Source organism: Lacihabitans sp. LS3-19 (assembly GCF_024343575.1).
Taxonomy (GTDB): Bacteria; Bacteroidota; Bacteroidia; order Cytophagales; family Spirosomataceae; genus Leadbetterella.
Genome location: NZ_RJUA01000001.1, coordinates 308,215 through 329,399 on the forward strand (window position 1 = coordinate 308,215; position 21,185 = coordinate 329,399).

The 21,185-nt window shown below is 34.7% G+C and carries 11 protein-coding genes; 9 read left to right on the forward strand and 2 right to left on the reverse strand.

The window, feature by feature from the left end; genetic code table 11:
• Positions 1 to 95: 95 nt before the first annotated feature.
• The 9 genes from EGI22_RS01235 to EGI22_RS01275 all read left to right on the forward strand — a co-directional run bounded on the left by EGI22_RS01235 (position 96) and on the right by EGI22_RS01275 (position 19,128).
• Complete coding sequence (locus EGI22_RS01235; RefSeq protein WP_255065812.1) at positions 96 to 2,507, forward strand: ABC transporter permease; 2,412 nt, start codon at positions 96 to 98, stop codon at positions 2,505 to 2,507.
• 73 nt (positions 2,508 to 2,580) lie between these two features.
• Complete coding sequence (locus EGI22_RS01240; protein WP_255065813.1) at positions 2,581 to 4,965, forward strand: ABC transporter permease; 2,385 nt, start codon at positions 2,581 to 2,583, stop codon at positions 4,963 to 4,965.
• A 14-nt stretch (positions 4,966 to 4,979) separates the two neighbouring features.
• Positions 4,980 to 6,368, forward strand: coding sequence for a S41 family peptidase (locus EGI22_RS01245; protein WP_255065814.1), 1,389 nt, complete (start codon positions 4,980 to 4,982; stop codon positions 6,366 to 6,368).
• On the forward strand, positions 6,365 to 8,800 hold the full coding sequence (locus EGI22_RS01250) for an ABC transporter permease (protein WP_255065815.1): 2,436 nt from the start codon (positions 6,365 to 6,367) through the stop codon (positions 8,798 to 8,800). Before EGI22_RS01245 ends, EGI22_RS01250 begins: the two co-directional genes overlap by 4 nt.
• A gap of 115 nt (positions 8,801 to 8,915) precedes the next feature.
• A complete protein-coding gene (locus EGI22_RS01255; protein ID WP_255065816.1) occupies positions 8,916 to 11,309 on the forward strand; it encodes an ABC transporter permease in 2,394 nt (797 codons plus the stop codon).
• An 82-nt stretch (positions 11,310 to 11,391) separates the two neighbouring features.
• Complete coding sequence (locus EGI22_RS01260; protein ID WP_255065817.1) at positions 11,392 to 13,836, forward strand: ABC transporter permease; 2,445 nt, start codon at positions 11,392 to 11,394, stop codon at positions 13,834 to 13,836.
• A gap of 68 nt (positions 13,837 to 13,904) precedes the next feature.
• The gene (locus EGI22_RS01265) at positions 13,905 to 16,331 is read left to right on the forward strand and encodes an ABC transporter permease (RefSeq protein ID WP_255065818.1); all 2,427 of its coding nucleotides are present in this window, start codon (positions 13,905 to 13,907) and stop codon (positions 16,329 to 16,331) included.
• Positions 16,332 to 16,388: 57 nt separating this feature from the next.
• The gene (locus EGI22_RS01270) at positions 16,389 to 18,860 is read left to right on the forward strand and encodes an ABC transporter permease (protein ID WP_255065819.1); all 2,472 of its coding nucleotides are present in this window, start codon (positions 16,389 to 16,391) and stop codon (positions 18,858 to 18,860) included.
• Between the two features lie 118 nt (positions 18,861 to 18,978).
• Positions 18,979 to 19,128 carry a hypothetical protein gene (locus EGI22_RS01275; RefSeq protein ID WP_255065820.1) on the forward strand — a complete coding sequence of 50 codons (150 nt, stop codon included), beginning with the start codon at positions 18,979 to 18,981 and terminating at the stop codon, positions 19,126 to 19,128.
• A gap of 214 nt (positions 19,129 to 19,342) precedes the next feature.
• Here the strand turns inward: EGI22_RS01275 and EGI22_RS01280 are convergent, their stop codons facing one another.
• Together EGI22_RS01280 and EGI22_RS01285 are read right to left on the reverse strand one after the other, a co-directional pair.
• Positions 19,343 to 20,755 (reverse strand): M56 family metallopeptidase, encoded by a 1,413-nt coding sequence (locus EGI22_RS01280; RefSeq protein ID WP_255065821.1) that lies wholly within the window; start codon positions 20,753 to 20,755, stop codon positions 19,343 to 19,345.
• A complete protein-coding gene (locus EGI22_RS01285; RefSeq protein WP_255065822.1) occupies positions 20,752 to 21,123 on the reverse strand; it encodes a BlaI/MecI/CopY family transcriptional regulator in 372 nt (123 codons plus the stop codon). The genes EGI22_RS01280 and EGI22_RS01285 overlap by 4 nt, the downstream gene beginning before the upstream one ends.
• Between the last annotated feature and the right edge of the window lie 62 nt (positions 21,124 to 21,185).

The following is a 21,185-nucleotide window of genomic DNA, read 5'->3' on the forward strand; positions in this document are numbered from 1 at the left end:
ACTTTACAGAATTTTAAAATGAAAGTATTGAATCTTTGACCCAAAGCTAAAAGCTGTTTGCCTTCCGAGTCACAAATTATGAAAAAGCTATAAAAATGTTTAAAAACTATTTAAAAATCGCCTTTAGGAATTTATTGAAAAATCGTTCCTATACGCTTATAAATATTGCTGGGCTCTCGCTCGGGCTTACTTCTGCGTTTTTGATTTTTGCCTTAGTCAGATATCATTTCGGGATTGATAAGCACCATAAAAATGCTGCCAATATTTATCGGGTTACAACCAATTGGGTAGACGCCAATGGCAACCAAGATGGAAGTACAACAGGTGTACCTTATCCTTTCGGGCAAGCCATGAAAAACGAATATCCAGAAATCGAGCAGTTGGCCATGATTGAAGAGCAATACAATCCCATGGTTTTGATTACCGAAAATGGTCAAACCAAGAAGTTTAAAAAAACGGGATTCGATCTAGATGAGCGTGGTGCTTTTGCTGATGCAAATTATTTCAAAATATTTGATTACCAATGGATTGAAGGTGGCCCTGTGTCATTAAATGAGCCAAACCATGCGGTAATAAGCAGGAAATATGCAGAGAAGTTTTTTGGTACCACCGACTGTATTGGTAAAGTATTAAAATACGATGGACGACTGAATGCCAAAGTAGATGGCGTTTTTGAAGATTACGAAGACAATACCGATTTTCCTTTTCAAATATTTATTTCCTATTCCTCTTTAAAGGAATTTTTCGGTGGAGAATTAAATAAAGATTTTGGAAGTATCAACAGTTCGACCCAGTGTTTTGTGTCTTTGAATCAAAAATTCACAAAGGCGATGTGGGATAAGCAAATGTTGGGTTTTATCAAAAAATATAAGCCAGATGGTGTAAAGGACACTCGCTTTACGATGTCATATCTACTTGATAATCATTTTAATACAGACATCGGTAACGTAGATAAAAAACTAATTTATACGCTATTGCTAATTGCTCTGTTCTTGATCATAACTGCTTGTATAAATTTTGTAAATCTGGCCACGGCACAAGCCATGAAACGCTCCAAAGAAGTAGGCGTACGCAAAGTTATGGGTAGTACAAAGGCCCAATTATTTTGGCAATTTATATTTGAAACTGCTTTAATAACTATTTTTTCAATTATTATCTCGGTTTTACTTTTCTTAATTGCACAACCCCTTATTCAAAATAATTTAGACGGAATTTTCAAGTTTACTTTCTTATATAGTCCTGTTTTATTGTTTTATTTAATCGGGATTGTTCTCTTTGTTATTCTGTTTTCAGGTGCTTATCCTGCCATGATTCTTTCGGGTTTTCAGCCTGTGGTTGCTTTAAAAGGCAAAATTTCAACCCAACAACTCGGCGGAATAAACGTACGCAAAGGATTGGTAGTGACACAGTTTGCTATTTCTCAAATGCTTATCATTGGCATGGCTGTGGTTGCAAGTCAGTTAACCTATTTCCAAAATAAAGACCTTGGATTCAAAAAAGAAGCTGTGGTTACTGTTCAGTTGCCTTTCACTCCAGAGCAGGATTTGGTGAAAATGAGCACTTTTAAAAATAAAGTGCAAAGTCTGGCGGGTGTTGACAAATTCTCCTATTCTATGAGTGGGGCTCCAATGACAAACTGGACGAGCAATACATCTATCGTATTTGATAATCGACCAGATTCTGAAGAATGGGGAACAAATATCAAAGACATAGATGCCGAATACTTGGATATGTACAAAATCGAGTTGGTGGCAGGTCGAAATATTCTTCCATCAGACTCCGCTAGAGAGTACTTGGTCAACGAAACGATGGTTAAAAAATTGGGACTCAAAAAACCAGAAGATATTATAAACAAAACGATTGATATTCGTGGTAAGAAATTACCTGTTGTAGGTGTAATCAAGGATTTTCACATGCGAGGTCTTAGTTCAGAAATAGATCCACTCACAATGACCTCAAAAATGTCAAACGTCTATTTTGCAAATATCAAATTAAATACTGGCAATTTTAAGCCTACCCTCGAGGCCATCAATGCCGCATTTGACCAGGTCTATCCTGAAAGTTTTTTCAATTCGAGTTTTGTTGATGTACAAGTGGCCAATACCTATAAGAATGAATTGACCATGGGCAAATTGGTTAACTTTTTTGCTATTGTTGCTATTTTGATAGGTTGCTTGGGCTTGTTTGGCTTGGTTAGTTTTATGGCCAATCAAAAGACCAAAGAAATCGGAATCAGAAAAGTACTTGGTGCTTCTATCGGCAGTATTTTAGGACTTTTCGGAAAAGAATTCTCCAAATTAATCGTAGTTGCTTTTATAATTGCTGCTCCTGTGGCATGGTGGGCTATGGATAAATGGCTCCAAGATTACCAATATAGTATCTCGATAGGCTGGGAAATATTTGCGGTAAGTTTGGCTAGTTCGGTTCTTATCGCTGTATTAACGGTTGGGTACAAATCCACCGCAGCGGCACTGATGAATCCGACGAAAAGTCTGAAAACGGAATAAATAAAAGAAATGAGGAGATTTATTTGAACCTAAAATCATAAGGTGAAACAAACAGGAATAAAAAAGTAAAACTATGTTTAAAAGATATTTTTCTACCTCGTGGCGTCATATAGCTAAAAACAAATCATTTAGCCTAATTAACATTACTGGCCTTTCGCTAGGAATAGTAAGTGCTACCCTTATTTTTTTGTGGATTGAACATACCTATCATTACAACCGTATTTTGCCTGATTCTGAAAATTTGTATCAAGTCAAAAACAATCAAGCTTACGGCGATGATACATATACAATGAGTGCCACAAGTGGGCCACTAGGGCCAGTTTTGGATAAAGAAGTGCCAGGAATAAAAGAATCAAGTCGAATCATGTATTCGGGAGGTGTTTTTGGATTTAAAGAAAAGAATATCAGTTTTGAAGGGGTTTATGCTGACAGTAACTTTTTCAGTTTATTTAAATTTCCCTTTATAGATCAGTTAGATAAAAAATGGCTAGGAACCAATGATCGAGTAGTAATTTCGAAAAAAATGGCTGAGGCGATTTTTGGCTCTGAAAATCCAATAGGTAAAAGTGTAAGCCTCAATAAATCTCAAAATTTTGTAGTTTCAGGTGTTTTTGAGCATGTTTCTGAAAATATGACCATGAACCCCGAATGGGTCATTTCACTTGGAAATCAATTTCTAAATGATGATTTTAAAACTACTTGGAGCCATTGGGGAACCTGCGGTATGCGTACTTACGTGTTGTTGAATCAAGGTGTTGATTACCAAAAAGTCAATACTCAAATCAAAAATTTGATATCCAACAAGTCAGGTGGAAAAGTTAATCATTCGGTTTTTTTGTATCCATATACCAAGTTGGGTTGGTATAATACTTTTAAAAACGGCCTTGAAATACCTTCAGAGGGCAGCATAAAATTTGTTAAATTGTTTTTTATTATAGCCATAATAATCTTACTAATTGCCTGCATCAACTTCATGAATTTGTCCACTGCTAAAAGTGAAAAAAGAGCCAAAGAAATCGGACTCAAAAAAGCTATAGGCATCAGCAAAAGAGAGTTGATAGTTCAATTTTTTGCTGAGAGTACACTTATTTCGCTGTTTTCGGTTGCTGTTTCCATTATTTTATTATTCTTGTTGGTACCAGTTTTTGGGCAAATGATAGATGTACCTTTGAAGCTGAACCTATTTCAACCAACACACATTTTGTATTTTGCTTTAATCGGAATTTTCTGCGGCTTGTTGGCGGGTACTTATCCAGCTTTTTTTCTCTCCTCATTTAATCCTATAGAGGCACTAAACAGGAAAATAAAAGGTAACCCAAGCAGCCAATTTATAAGGAAAGGTTTAGTGGTTTTTCAATTTAGTATTTCCATCGTTATCATTATTGCCACCATAGTTGTATCTAATCAAATTAATCATACCAAAAACCGTGATCTTGGATTTAATAAAGACCGGATTTTGATGTTGCCAGTTTCAACAAATCTCACTAAAAGTTTTGATTTAATCAGGTCAGATTTAAAAAATTCAGAAACTATACATGATGCTGCCATGACTTTTGGCACGCTGTTTAATATGTATAGCAACGGGGGTGGATTCCATTGGAAAGGCCATGAAGAAACTAAAGATGAGCTCATCACTTTTAATGGTATTACTCCTAATTACCTAGACGTGGTAGGAATAAAAATAGCTCAAGGTCGCGGATTTTATGAAAATGTGGACCAGGAAAAAGCAAATGTTATTATTAACCCGGCTTTGGCTAAATTTATGGGGAAAGAAGGAAAAGTTGGGGGAGTAATACTAAGAGGCAATGACCCACCTCTCACAGTGGTGGGCATAACCCAAGATTTTGTATTTAATGATGTATATGGCATTCCCGAACCACTAATACTTTTTCCCAATGGTTATTCTTCATTTCCTGATTATGGCAGTATTGCAATAAAGCTAACCGATAACCAACCATATAACACTCAAATTGAAGCCATTAAGAATAAGTTTGCAGCCATCGACCCAGATTATCCTTTTAACTATCAGTTTTTAGACGATACCTTCAATGCAAAGTTTCAAAGTATTTTGTTTGTCGGCAAGCTGGTATTGTTGTTTAGTTTTTTGTCCATAGCCATTTCATGCTTAGGGTTATTTGGGCTTTCAGCTTTTATGGCCCAGCAAAGAACCAAAGAAATAGGCGTAAGGAAAGTTTTAGGAGCCACGGTTTCTCAAATCATTGGAAACCTTACAGTTGATTTTTTGAAATTAATCATTGTCGCTTTTGTATTGGCCACACCATTGGCATATTATTTAATGAACCAATGGCTAGATAGTTATACCTACAGAACCGCTCTGCATGGGTGGATGTTCTTGTTAGCCGGTGGTATTGCCCTTGTTATTACATTTTTTACTGTTGGCTATCAAGCCTTTAGGGCTGCAAATGTAAATCCAATAAGGAGCTTGAAAACGGAATAAAACAACATAAAATTATGAAAAAAACTGCTTCTTTAATTTCAGTGATTATGCTTTTGGCGGTATTTTCCTATGCTCAAAAAAATATACCCAATACTTTGACAAGTACAGATAAAGTCTATGGACTTTCAAAATTTTGGCAAGAGGTAAATTACAACTTCGTTTATCTTGAAAAAATTGATAAAAAAATGTGGGAAAATGCTTACAAAGAGTATATACTAAAAGTACAAGAAACTAAAAATGATTATGATTATTACAGAGAATTACAAAGGTTTTGTGCTTTGCTAAAAGATGGACATACCAACATATATATGCCAAATATTTTAGAGCCATTGACTTTTAATACAATGTTTGGAGAGTATCGCCTATTCCTAAAAAATGTGGATGGGAAAGTAATAATAGAGCGTGTAAACGAAAGTAAAAAAGATGAAATTACCATTGGTAGTGAAATAATTGAAGTAAATGGATTGAGCACAGCCGAATATTTAGACCAAAATGTAAAACCTTTTATTTCTTCTTCGACAGATTATGTTTTAGAAGATATAGCTGCTTATAGTCTTTTAAAAGGCCTTGAGGACCAAACATATACCATTAAAATAAAATCTCCAAAAAATAAAATAAAAATTATCACCATAAAACACGCAAAAACAGAAGAAACCAATGTGTTTCCCCCTTTTAAAAATGACAGTTTATTTGAAATGAAATGGCATCAGAATGATATTCTTTACATTGCCCTTAATTCATTTGGAAATAATAAAATCAATAGAGAATTTGAAAAAAATCTTCCCGAAATTTATAAAGCAAAAGGCCTTGTAATTGATTTGAGAAATAATGGAGGAGGTAGTACAAATATTGGCACAGATATTTTGCAATATCTTACCAATGACAAGTCTCTTCATCATTCTCGCTATAGAACACGTGAACACCGGGCAGCTTTTAAAGCATGGGGGAAATATGTTACCCCAAATGATACCATTAATAACGATTGGAAAAAAAGAAGCTATCTTTATTACCATGACCAGATGTTCTATGACTTTGATTATGAACCTACTGAGATAAAAATAAATAAAAAAAGATTGGTAGTTCCGACTGCGGTTTTAATCGGTCATAATACGGCTTCAGCAGCCGAAGATTTTTTAATCAGTGCAGACAATCAAAAACATTTTACAAAAATTGGCGAGCGAACATTTGGTAGTACTGGCCAACCGTTCCTTTTTGACTTACCTGGTGGAGGTAGAGCCCGAGTGTGTACAAAACAAGATACCTATCCAGATGGAAGAGATTTTGTAGGAGTAGGCATAAAACCAGATGTTGAAATAATTCCTACTGTTAATGATTATATCAATAATCGTGATGTTGTGCTGGAAAAAGCAATAATATTCATTTCCGAAAAATTAAAATTATGAAAAGCAATTCCTTAAAAATCGCCTGGCGAAGTCTAAAAAAACAACCATTTTTTACATTTCTAAATACTTTTGGATTGTCCATTGGTATGGCTGGAGCACTTCTGATTGGTCTTTACATATATGACGAGCTTAGTTACGACCGAATGTTTGCCGATTCTGATAGAATCTACAGAGTAAATGCCGACATAAAATTTGGCGGGCAGGCTCAGGAATTTTCTACTACTCCAGCACCCATGGCTTCAACCCTGAAAAAAGACTATGCTCCAGTTGAAGATGCCACACGGTTCAGAACTTGGGGAAGTATGTTGGTCCGAAAAAGCAATTCTTTGGATAATTTAAAAGAAGAACATAGCACTTTTGCTGATGCTAACTTCATGGAGATGTTTGGCCTAAAACTACTTGAAGGAGACGCAACTACCGCATTAAAGAATCCAAATACGGTAATTTTAAGTAAAACTGCCGCCGAAAAACACTTTGGGAAATCTCCGGCTTTGGGACAAAGTATTTTAATAAATAACGATGAAACTTTTAAAGTAACGGGTGTAATTGAAGACTTACCTAAAAACTCATTTTTAAGAGATTACTCTGTTTTTATGGCTATGGAAGGCTACGATGAATCTAAAGCTTTACAAAACTGGGGAAGCAATAATTTCAATACTTTTATTAAAGTAAAACCCGATGCAAAACCTACTGATTTAAATCCTCCATTATATCAATTATTTGATAAATATGTAGTTCCATTTGCTCAAGGTTTGATGCCAGGTGTTACTCGAAAATCTTTTGAGGCAGAAGGCAATTATATAAAATACTCATTGGTGGCATTAAATGATTTGCATTTATCCTCTAATCGAGGAGCTGAGATGAATCCTAATATCGATAAACAAACCATTTATATTTTTTCGTTCATTGCCATTTTCTTGATTATTTTAGCTTCGGTAAACTTCATGAATCTTTCCACGGCTCAGTCAATGAAAAGAGCCAAAGAAGTGGGTATTCGTAAAACTTTAGGTTCTGATAAATTCGGCTTGATAAAACAGTTTTTGACAGAATCAGGCGTCGTTACTTTTCTATCATTAGGCTTAGCTTTAATATTTGCACTAATAGCTATGCCGTTTTTTAATCAACTCTCCGGCAAATCTATTTCTTTGCCTTTTCTGAACCCAATTTTCTGGATTTTACTTATAATCTTTACTGTATTTCTTGCCTTGCTTTCAGGTAGTTATCCTGCTTTTTTTCTGTCAAGATTTGTACCCATCAAAGTCTTGAAGTCTGCTGGAGAAAACAGTTTAGGTGGAAGCAAAATCCGTAATTCCTTGGTAGTTTTTCAGTTTGCCATTTCGGTGTTTTTAATGGTGAGTACTTTTGTGGTTTATCAGCAACTTCAATACATTCAAAACAAAGATTTGGGCTACAGCAAAGAGCAGTTATTGGTCGTAGACGATGTATACGCCGCTGGTAATCAAGTGGAATCTTTTAAACAAGAAGTGGAAAAACTGCCCAATGTGAGTTCGGCGACTTTAAGTTCGTATTTGCCTACACCTTCTAACAGGTCAGACAATGGCTACCAATTAGAAGGCTCTGAAAACCAAGATAAAACGGTTCAAATGCAAGCTTGGACGGTAGATCATGATTATGGTAAAACCTTAGATCTAGAAATAATAGCTGGACGCGATTTTGATAGAAAATTTAGCACGGATTCTACGGGAATAATCCTAAATGAATCGGCAGTTGCTATTTTGGGATTTACGCCAAAAGAAGTCTTGGGAAAAAGGCTTTCACAACTAATGGACAAAGACGAAAGAATATTTTATACCGTAATTGGCGTAGCTAAAAACTTCCATTTTTCTTCTTTCAAAGATAAAATTGGAGCTTGGAGTATGTATTTGGGAAAACGAGCCAACAAACTTACCATAAAAATCCAGCCGGGCGATTTCAAACAAACTTTGGATGGCGTAAAACAAGCATGGGCAAAAGTAGCACCTGGGCAACCTTTCAATCAGTATTTTTTAGACGATTCATTTAATAGTACTTATGATACCGAGCAAAGACTTGGGAAGCTATTCATCACTTTTACTATCTTATCTATCATCATAGCTTGTTTGGGCTTATTCGGATTGGCGGCTTTTAACGCCGAAAAGCGAGTGAAAGAGATAGGCATACGTAAAGTAATGGGAGCCAGCGTTGGACAGATAACCTTCAGATTATCAAGCGATTTCTTAAAATTGGTTGGAATATCAATTTTATTATCATTGCCGTTAGGTTGGTTTGTTATGAACAAATGGCTTGAAGATTTTACATATAGAATCAACATTGCATGGTGGGTATATGCATCTGCCGCCAGTATCGCTATATTGATTGCCATATTGACTGTAAGTTACCAAAGTATCAAAGCCGCTTTGGTTAACCCAGTGAAGAGTTTAAGAGGAGAATAATTTAACTATTAGTTATTGGTGTCCCGATAGATATTGGGAGGTTATTGGTTCAAAAGAATAAGTCAATTTTCTAATAAAAGAAAATAGCTGCATTGAAATTATAAACTATAAAATTATGATAAAGAATTATTTTAAAATCGCTTGGAGGAATTTAAAGAAAAACGGTGTTTATTCTATCCTTAACATTTTCGGTTTATCTGTAGGAGTAGCCATTTTCTTGTTCCTTTTTATATTTATTAAGCAAGAATTGTCTTTTGATAAATTCAACAAAAACTATGATAATATAGTCAGAATAGGCCAAACGGCCAGTTTTGATGGCAAAAATTATGAATGGGCTTGTGTACCTAATATTGCTGGGCCCATTATGGCAAAAGAATTGCCCGAAATTAAATCTTATACCAGATTTTTAAGCCATTCGTTTGGAAAAACAGCTTTTGTAAATACCGAAACGGATAAGTTTTCAGAAAAGAAAGTATACTGGACAGATGCTGGAGTTTTTGATATTTTTGATATTAAATTATTGTCAGGAAATCCCCAAACTGCTTTAGATGCTCCGAATAAAGTAATACTTAGTAAAACAACGGCCAACAAGTATTTTGGAGATAAAGACGCCATTGGAAAAAGCCTGAAAATCGACAGCGACTACACAGTAGTAGTGAGCGGAGTTTATGATGACTTTCCTAACAATTCAACATTGGATGCCGAAATCTTGGGGTCTTTCTCGACCATTGCATGGGCATCAAAAGAGTTGCATTGGAGCAATGCCAGCTATGAGACTTATTTCCTCTTAAATCCAGCTACAGACTTAATATCCTTAGCCAAAAAGTTTAATACGGTTCTTTATAACAATGTGCCCGAAGGAGAAAGATGGTTTAAGTTTTGGATTCAACCTTTAGAAAAAGTGCATTTATACTCTACGCACATTTCAGAATCAAGCACAACGCGTATTGGGGACATAACACAGGTGAAAATCTTAATAGCTTTGGCTTTGGCAATACTTATCATTGCTTGTGTAAATTACATGAACCTGGCCACAGCACAATCACAAAAAAGTCAAAAAGAAGTAGGCTTGAGCAAGGTAATGGGTGCCACTAGATTTAGCTTAATAAAGAGATTTTATGTTGAGTCATTTTTGATGGTTCTTTTTGCCACAATAGTGGGTATTATAATATTAATTGTCGCTTTACCATTTTTTAATTTTATAGCTGAAAGCAATATTCATTTTACTGAACTTTTAAATGTTCAGGTATTTTTAGCCATAGCAATTTCTACCTTGGGATTAGCTTTTTTAGCGGGTTCTTATCCAGCTCTTTTGATATCTTCTTTTTCTCCACTTTCTCTTTTTGGCCGAAAAGAAAACACCTTTATTTCTGCTCAAACTATCAGAAAAGGTCTTGTTGTACTTCAATTTTCCGCGTCTATTGTGCTCATTATATGTACTTTGGTTTTTTATAGTCAATTGCATTTTATGCAAAACAAAAACTTGGGTTATGACGTAAAACAGATTATAAGTGTGTCTACCGAAGGTGCCGAAAGTAAGGAGCAAATTGATGGTCTGATGAACCAATTAAAAAGCCAGAATTTTGTAAAAAGCATAGCCAGAGCTCAAGCATATCCAGGTGGTCAAGCAAGTGGAAGGACTTTATCGAAACCAGAAGCTCCTGAGAGCAATTTTGCAATACAAACCAACCATGCTTCGCCAGAGATTTTAGAAACCTTAGGTATGAAACTATTGGCAGGAACTACGTTTCCAAATAAAGTTTCGAAAACTGACACCACTGTGCAAGTTGTGGTCAACCAATCTGCAATAAAATTTTACGGATATTCACCCGAAGAAGCAATCGGAAAAACAGCTTATAGTCTTTTTGGTTGGAACAATACCACCATAGTTGGCGTGGTTGAAGACTTCCATTTCGAGGATTTTCATAAACCGATAGGAGCCTATGCCTTTCATAATAGCAACTCAGAAGGCAGACCAAATCTTTTGATAAGATTTGAGGGCGGAAGCCTTAAAGAAAACGTAAGTACGATCGAGTCAATTTTCAAAGAAAACCTTCCAAATTCGGCATTTGACTATCTTTTTCTAAATGATTACGTGGCACAGTTGTATGCCAACGAGGCCCGAATGTCTAACATCGTTTTGTTCTTTTCTATTATTGCCATAATGATTGCCTGTCTTGGTCTGTTTGGTTTGGCTGCCTATACCGCTGAGCAAAGAACCAAAGAAATAGGTGTTCGTAAAGTACTAGGAGCCTCGGTTTCTGGTATTATGAGTTTGCTTTCTATTAGCTTTTTGCGATTGGTTTTGATTGCTTTTTTAATCGCCGCACCCCTTGCTTGGTATTATCTAAACCAGTGGCTGGCAGGATTTACATTTCGAATCTCTATGCCTTGGTGGACCTATTTTGTAGCTGGTGTATTTACTATAGTTATTGCCTTGTTAACAGTAAGTTTTCAATCACTTAAAGCCGCTATGGTAAATCCTGTGAAGAGTTTAAAAACAGAATAACGATAATGGATAATTAGTAAACTCAAAATTGATTTCAAATGCAAACTAATATACCAATTTCCCAATATCAATTTACAAAGGAATGATAAAGAACTATTTCAAAATCGCTTGGAGAACCATCGTCAAAAACAAATCATTCACTGCAATAAATTTGCTTGGATTAGCATTTGGCTTGGCTATTACGCTGATGATTGTCCAATATGTCCGATATGAACTTAGCTATGAAGACAATTATCCCAAAAACGACCGAATTGTCAGATTAACCACAGATATCATCAGTGGAGAATCGGTGGTTTCTCAAGATTGTGAGACAAATCCACCTTTGGCAAGGTTGCTTATTGATCAGATTTCTGAAGTTTCAAATGGCACAAGAGCTTACCCCCTAGGAGAACCTTCCGTTACTATTGAGGTAGATGATAGACAGTTTATTGCCGAAAAAGTTTTTGCGGTAGATTCGTCTTTTTTTGACATGTTTTCTATCCCTTTACTTGCTGGTAAAAAGGAGGGTATTATGACAAGAGAAAGAGAGGTTGTACTCTCTGAAGCAACCGCTATGAAATACTTCAACTCAATTGACGTATTGGGTAAAACTATCAAGTTGGTTGGTTTTAAGCTTAAAGATGGTGATAAGCTTACATTAAAAGTTACTGGTGTGATACCAAATAGTCCCAGTAACACCCATTTGAAGTTTGACATACTTCTTTCATATCCTACCATGCTATCTGACTTGGGTGAGAAAGAAGATAACTGGAGCGGAAATAATACGCTAACATATGTAGAATTAGCACCCAACGCCTCTTATGAAAATTTCACCAAAAACCTTGTCAAATTCAATGAAGGGCTTGTTGAAAAAAAAATCATTTCTGACGAAAGGTTTATAGGGCAGAAAATTGCCGATATTCACCTATATTCCAACAAGGGTTTTGAAATAGAGCCTAACGGGGAAGCAAGATCCGTTTTTTTGCTTCTGTTAGTTGCCTTTTTGGTTATCATTAGTGCTTTGGTTAATTATGTGAATCTTACTACTTCCAAAGCAATGGATCGTGCAAGAGAAATGGGAATGAGAAAAGTAGTGGGTTCTACCAAGTTTCAAATCCAGACTCAAGTATTTATAGAATCTATAATGGTGAATCTATTTGCAGGGGTTTTGGCAATTTTAGTTATTGCTTTAATTCGAGGAATTTTTGTAGAAACGGCTGGTCTTCCAAGTGGTTTCTCCCTATTCAGTGACTCTTTCTTTTGGTTGAGTTTAGCTGGTTTCTTAATGCTAAATGTCATTCTTTCTGGTATTTATCCAGCTATGGTACTTTCATCTTTTGTTCCTTTTCAAGTGTTGAAAGGAAGTTTCTCTCATTCTAAAAAAGGTGTTTTACTTCGTAAATCGCTGGTTGTTTTTCAGTTTAGCATTACGGTTGTATTGCTGGTTCAAGCATTTGCTGTGCACAATCAGCTTAAATTTTTGAGGAATGTTGACCTTGGCGTTAATACCAAGCAAACTATCGTTATACGGACACCCTATGGAAGCGACGTTTCGAAAAACTATGCGGTTTTTAAGCAAAGTCTTATGTCTTATTCGCAAGTCAAGTCAGTAGCTACTTCAACTGCAGTACCTGGTTCACCGCAATCGGCTTTTAGTACCACTACAGGTATAAATCTGTCAAAAACTCAAAAGAAGTCCAATTTTAACTTCAATTTAACCCAAATTGACACTGCCTATTTTGGTCTTATGGACATAAAGTTCCTTGCAGGCGAAAATTACAATTCTAATAGTTTGTCTGGATATGGAGATGAAGCCGATAAAAAAAAGGAGGTAATTGTCAATGAAGAAGCTATTCGTATTTGGGGTATTCCAACGGCCCAAGAAGCCCTAGGACAGGAAATAAGTTTCTTTGGAAGCCAATGGAATATCAAAGGTGTTGTCAAAAATTACAGTCAGTTTTCACCAAAGTCACCACAGCTACCAATTATTCACATATATTCAGCTTCCGAACAAGAGCATATAAGTGTCAAGTTTCAAAGTGGCGAAGCCGATGAGCAATTAGCTCTGGTAAAGTCTCAATTTGAAGCGAATTTTGCAGGAAAACCATTTCAATATTTCTTCTTAGATACTGAGTATGACCAGCAGTACAAAGCCGAAGAGAGTTTCCAAAAAGTATTTGGAGCCTTGACGTTGTTTACCATTTTTATCGCATGTTTAGGGCTTTTCGGCTTGGCCACATTCACTGTTGTAAAAAGAACTAAAGAAATTGGGATCAGAAAAAGTATAGGAGCGAGTACTTCTAATGTGATGCTTCTTTTGTCTAAAGACTTCGTAAAAACAGTCGTAATTTCTATGCTCATTGGAATACCAATTGCTTACAAATTAGTAAACATGTGGTTAGAAAACTTTGCCAATCATATAGAAATCAAATGGTGGCTGTTTGCCATCCCTTCAGCTTTAATATTGGTTTTAGTGACCTTCTCAATAGGCAGTAAAACTATTTCTACGGCATTTATGAACCCTGTGGATAGTTTGAAAACGGAGTAATAGGTAATTGAAAAACTGGTTATTGATTTTCAAATAAGGCCTATTTTCAAATAAGAAATAACAAAATTATGATAAAGAACTATTTTAAAATCGCTTGGAGGAATCTCCAAAAAAACAAAGGATATAACCTAATAAATATCTTAGGTTTAGGACTTGGCGTTGCTACGGCCATCTTAATATTTGCTTATGTAAGTTTTGAAAAAAGCTTCGATAATTTTCATAAAGACCCTGAAAGGATATTCAGAATTGTAAAAGAAACCACAACAAAGTCAGGTGTGGTAGACTTGACAACTGGTAGCTCATTGGCTTACCAAAAAACTTTGATGGAACAACATCCTGAATTAGGCAAATTTATTCCGATTTACGGAATAGTTGGCCCTCAGGTGACAATAATGAAAAATGCCACCCAAGATAGTCCCGAAAAGTATATAGAAGAGGATGATGGCATATGTGCAGGACCTGAATTTTTTGAGGTTTTTAATTTTCCTTGGCTTATAGGAAATCCCAAATCGCTTAATGAACCCAATGTAGTTGTCTTGTCTAAAGACTTCGCAAATAAATATTTTGGAAGCTACGAAAAAGCTCTTGGTCAATATATAAAAGTAAATAATACTGACATTATTCGAGTGGTTGGCGTATTAGAGGATGTGCCGCTAAACACAGATTTCGCCTTAAATCTGGTATTTTCTTATGAAACCAAACGCAAAAATCCCGTAAAATGGGGATATGCAGAATTTGATAATTGGAACAGTACTAGTAGCAATGATCATATGTATTTTCAATTAGCTGAAAACCAAACCAAGGAAAAAGTGAACAATGCATTAGCTGCTTTTTCAAAAGAAGTTTACGAAGGCAGGGGAGACAAAGACGAGAACAAACATTTTCTAAAGGAAATATCTACTATGCATTTCGATGCTGAACTTGATAATTTTAAAGGCAAGGTTGTCTCAAAATCCAAACTCAGCGGAATAAGCCTTATTGGTTTATTGATAATATTGATGGCTTGTTTCAACTTTATCAACATTTCTACGGCTATCATCAATAATAGAATGAAAGAAGTAGGTGTAAGGAAAACGCTAGGAAGTCTAAAAAGTCAGCTTTCGGCTCAGTTTCTTATTGAGACTTTTCTGGTGGCGGGTTTATCTTTGATACTTGGCGTAATAGTGGCATCTGTTTGTCAGCATTGGCTAACCGAACTTTTCGACCTACCAAAGGATTTTTCACTTTTCTCCAATAAACTCCTGTTACCATTCTCTATCATATTACTAATTGCAATTAGCTTATTATCTGGACTTTATCCTTCTTTTGTTATGTCCAATTTTTCGCCACTTGAAGCTTTTAGACAAGTAAATACTTCAAGCTGGAGAGCTGGTTTTTCTTTTAGAAAGGGACTCATCATATTTCAGTTCGCAATTGCTATTTTCTTGATATTTTCCACGCTCATCAATATTGGGCAGCTAAAAATGCTCAACACAAAAGATCTCGGTTATATCAAAGAAGGTGTTTATATTTTCAATGTTGATACTGACCTTTCCAACAGATACGAAAGCCTAAAAAGCATGCTTTCTAATATTCCGGAAGTAAAATCTTTAAGTTTTAATAGCGACAACCCATCATCTACTAACAACTGGCAATCCAACTTTGCGTATGATCACCGTGCAGAGGATGAAGGATATAATGTAAGTTTAAAATTTTCAGATGCAGAGTATTTCGAAACTTATGGCTTAAAAATTTTAGCCGGTACGATTCCTCCCAATACAGATACAGTTAGGAGATTTATTGTAAATGAAACATTTCTGAAAAAAGCTGGAAATATTTCTCCCAAAGATGCCGTGGGTAAAGAAGTTAGATTGGGAGGGAATGATTGGACACCGATTGCTGCTGTCGTAAAAGATTTTCAAACTGCGAGTGCCAAAGAAGAAAATAATCCTTTGATATTCTCAAGAAAATCAAGTTTTTTATGGCAGTGCTCAATAAAGATTCAAAGTCAAAATTTACAGGCAACTGTTGCAAAAATTAAAGCTGCTCATGATACTGTTTTCCCTGAGTTCGCATTCAATGGAGATTTTTATGAAGAAACCATTAAAAACTTCTACAAGGCTGATAATCAACTAGGTCTGATGTATAAATCTGCCTCGATTATTGCGATCATAATAGCCTGTTTAGGACTGATTGGCATGGCTGCTTTTATGGCAGAACAACGCAAAAAGGAGATTGGAATAAGAAAAGTAATGGGAGCAAATATTGGTAATATTCTCCAGCTGCTATCAAAAGATTTCGTCGTATTGGTTTTGATTTCTACCTTAATCGGATTCCCTACTGCATGGTATTTTTCTAAAGAGTGGCTGCAAAGTTTTGTCCTTAGGATAGACATCACCTGGGTATATTTTGGCCTTACACTGCTCCTAACTATGATGATTGCAATGGCAAGCGTAAGTTACCATGCATTGAAGTCGGCATTGATGAATCCCGTGAAAAGTTTGAAGTCTGAATGAAAAAATGCCACGAAGGCACCAATAAATTCGTGTATTCGTGGCAAAAAATATAAAATTATGATACGAAACTATTTCAAAATAGCATGGAGGAATCTCCTTAAGAATAAAGTGACTGCGAGCATAAACATCTTAGGTTTAGCTATTGGTATCAGTACTTGTTTAATAATTTTTTCACTAACAAGGTTTGAACTCAGTTACGAAAGCTTTAGACACGATACAGAAAATGTATATCGTCTGACCTCTAGGTTTAAAAACGAAGCGGGAGATTTCAATTTTAATGGTGGCGTTTCTGCTCCAATTCCTCCTGTCATGGTAAATGAGCTTAAGGGAATAGAAAATTCAACTTTTTTTAGGACTTATTGGGCTAAAGCCAAAGTTCCAGATGCCACCAATCCTAAGTTTTTTCCACAACCGAGTTTTGGAATTAATGCAAGAACAGACATGATAATTTGTCGTTCTTCTTACTTTGATTTTTTTAAATCCGATTGGCTTGCTGGATCTCCCAACACTAGCCTAAGCGAACCCAATAAAGTAGTTTTGACTGAGTCAAAAATGCTTAAATATTTTGGAAATATAGACCCCAAAAATGCTATTGGTAAACAAATAATTTATGAAGATTCTTTACAAACTTCTGTATCTGGAATAGTGAAAGATCAACCTTTGAATACAGACTTTAGTTTTAATGACTTCATCTCTTATGCTTCTATAGAAAACCCACGTTTTGCAGATGATTTTAATTTTGATCAATGGACCAATACCAATTCGGGGGATCAATTTTTTGTAAAACTAAACAAAAACTACACTAAAGAAGCTTTTGAAGCACAGATACCCGTGTTTCTAGCTAAACATTTGGACACGAGCGATAAGTGGTTTAGCATGCGAACTTTAGTTTTACAGAAACTAGACCAAATGCACTATGATACCAATTATTCTAATGATTACAACAGAGTAATAAACCCAAAAGTTATCTATATTTTAATGGCTGTTAGTTTTTTTGTTTTATTTATGGCAATCATAAATTTTATAAATCTACAGACCGCTCAGGCGGTTTCAAGGGCCAAAGAAATGGGCATTAGAAAAGTTTTGGGAAGCTTTAGGATTAGTTTGATTATGCAAATTTTTACTGAAGCATTTATAATGGTTTTGTTCGCTACCGTTTTGTCTTTGATAATAATTCAGCCTACTTTCATTTATTTCAAAGATTTCTTCCCAAACACATTCGTATTTGATTTTACAAGTTTCGATTTTATACTTATTTTGGGTTTTGTTATTCTAACAACTTCTTTTTTATCAGGAGTTTATCCGGCATTTCTTATTTCTAAATTATCTCCAACGGAAACTCTAAAATCCCATCTTAACAAAAATAGGAATAATGGCTCGGGTTTACTTAGAAAATATCTAATTGTGTTCCAATTTAGTATAGCTCAAACATTTATTATGGGAACGTTTATGGTTGTACTTCAAAGTAAATATATGCTAAATAAAGACCTCGGAATAAATAAAAATGCTATTCAATTTTTTAATCTTAGCTGGGATATTGATAGATCAAAAAAAAATATTTTAGCTGATGAACTAGCCAAATTATCAGACATAAAACTTCTAAGCTTAAGCGAAGTTCCAGCTAGAGAGGGGTATTCTACAAGCCGTATTTCTTATATGAATGATGAGAAAGAATTTACCGTACAATCACACGAAAAATGCATAGATCCAAACTATATTAAGCTATTTGGGTTAAAACTTTTAGCAGGTAAAAATATCTCGAAAAGCGATACTGTTAGGGAGTTTTTGGTAAATGAAAGTTTCGCGAGAGCTATTGGTTTTTCAAAGCCAGAAGAGGCAGTAGGTAAGCTCTTGGATTATTATGACAGTCACGGTACTAAAACTAAATTTCCAATAGTTGGGGTTTTAAAAGACTTTAATTTCCAATCGCTTCACAACAAAATTGAGCCTATTTTCCTAAGATCTAGACCACAGAATGCCCGAAACATTTCATTTTTAAGCACATCAATAGAAAAGAACCATAGAGAGGTTCTTCAAAGCCAAATAAACGCGATTTATAAAAAGATATTTCCAAACGAAATGGCCATGCCCGAAATCGGGTTTTATAGCAAAGTTTTCGAGCAGTTTTACGAAACCGAAACTCGCCTAGCCAAACTACTAAATACTGTAACAGGAATCGCCATCCTTATATCTTGTATGGGCTTGTTTGGTTTGGTAGTTTTTGCAACGCAACAAAGAGCAAAAGAAATAGGTATTCGCAAAGTATTAGGAGCAAGTGTAGCTAATATTTTAACACTTATAACCAAAGACTTTTTTGTTTTGATTCTATTGGCCATTGTTATTTCAAGTCCAATAGCTTACTATTTAATTAATAAATGGCTACAAAATTTCGCTTTTAGTATTGATCTAAAACTTTGGTATTTTGTTTTAGGAGGATTCATAACTTGTTTGATAGCATTGGCAACTTTGAGTTTTGAGGCAGCTAAAGTAGCTCTATTAAACCCGGTTGATAGTTTGAAGTCTGAATAATCAACCAAAATTTGGCACGCTGCAAAGGTTTGCCAAAATTTAACAGATAGCAAAATTATGATTCAAAATAGAATTTAGAAACCTGGTAAGGCAGCCATTTTATTCTTTGATAAATGTCGTGGGATTATCCATCGGTTTGGCTGTTTTTTGGTTTTTGACCATGTATTTTTTCCATGAAAAAAAGTACGATGGATTTCTGCCAGACGCTAACCGAATTGCGGCTATAGCTCTCGACCTTAAAATGGGCGACCAAGAAGGAAAGATTTAGCCATTTTGTAGCCTTGACCACCGTTAGTTTTCAAGCGATTCGTGCTGCATTGTTGAATCCTGCGAAGAGTTTGAGGTCGGAGTGAAAGAATTTTAAATTGTCAAAAACACATTATCCATTTATACTGGAATATTACTTTTTAAATGTGAATAATAGAAATTTTATTAAGACAAGGATTTCTGCAAAATTTGAGAATCCTTGTCTTAAATTTTTTCTAAAGTTTAACTTTTTTTGGCATTAAAATATAATTTTTATTTTCTAATTCCGAAGCTAGATATTTTTCATAATGGAGTTTTGTCATTAAATCTACTTGGAATTTATACTTGTATCCAATGGTCTTTTGGGCATTTGGATATAGTTTACTTACAAATACATGATAAATATCCTCTGCATTTAATTTATTCAGTTCAGTATTTGGAATTTTTTTATCATCTAACCAAACGCCGTAAACTTTTCCATTTTTAAAGGCTTCAAATTCTTTCTCAGAAGGCTTATTTATAGCTAATGGCGGTAATGGTGGAATCATTATGAATTTTTGAGACTCTTGTTGTTTGGCGTTCATCGTTAAAAAAATAGCTTGAAGTTTGGCTCTGTCTTCGTCATTTGGAGTATTAATGAGTGTGCTGGAGCCATTTTTAAAAGTTGTAAGGTATTTGTTAACAAGTTCCTCATATTCATTCATTTGAGCTTGTGTAGCTTCAGTTAGAGGAATTATTTCATTTGTTTCATTCTTTGGACTTTGGGCTACTCCAATTTTTCCAAATAGTGAAATTAATATCAGTAATAAGGGCAGCATCGAAATTTTTACCAATATGGCTTTGCTTTTGTTCTGTTCTTTGTTCATCATTTTTAGTCGTTTTTTTGTGAAAGAAAAATTAAATTTACTTGTCAGTAACCTTGGTTCAGTAAGCCCAAATTCGTTCAGTAAAAGATACTGATATCTAGACTTATTGGTGTTTTTACTTAAAACAGATTGATCTGCTAAAAACTCATGATTCAATCGGATGCACTTTCCATAGAGTACAATAAATGGATTAAACCAAAACAATGCAAAAAGGAATTCGACAAATAGAATATCAAAAGTATGACCTTGTTTTATATGAGTCATTTCATGTTCAATTATTTCCGTCTCAATCTGTTTATTTTCAAATAAATTTTTGTTTAAATAGATTTTAGAAAGAAAACTAAAAGGCGTTTGATTTTCGTCTGTTAATATTATTTCAAATCCTTCATAATCAATGGATTGATTAGTAATTTCTTTTTTTCTAAAGAATAAAATACCTTTAAAAAAACGATAAATTAAAATGCCAGAGATAAGTAGATAAACACACCAAAAAATCTGCCTTAAAGAAACTTCTTCATTTACTTTGCTATCACTATTCGTTTCAACCAAATTGTAATTTAGTAGCCTATTGTTTTCTTTAACTTTTATAGATTCAAAAGTTTGTTGAGTTAAAAGTGTGTTACTTATCTCTAGTTCAACCAAAGGAATGAAAAAAGAAATCAGTAATGAACTGAGCAAATACAGTCTATTAAATTGAAATATTTTAACCTTTTCAAGGAACAAATAATAGAATGATAATAGAATCCCCGAACAAAGGATGACTTTCAAAAAATAACTTATCATGGGACATTATTTTTTATTTGTTTGTCGATTAATTCCTTTAATTCTATTAATTCATCATTGTTTAAATCTGCATTAGCAGTAAAAAAAGATGCAAATTGAAATGCAGAGTTTCCAAAGAAGTTTTGAATAATACCATTTACTTGTTTTGAGAAATATTCATCTTTTAACTTTAAAGGATAATATTCTCGAGAGTTTCCAAAAATTTTATATGCAACGAATCCTTTTTCTTGCATTCTTTTCAACATTGTGGCAACGGTGCTAGCAGCTAATTTTGGCTCAGGTAGGGCTTCAAGTAAATCTTTCATGAAAATTGCCCCGTTTTGCCAAATAATTTCCATCAATTGTTCTTCAGTTTTAGATAACTTCATTTCTACGTTTTTATATTTTATTCTACAAATGTAGAATAAAAAAACAAAAAATCCAAATATTT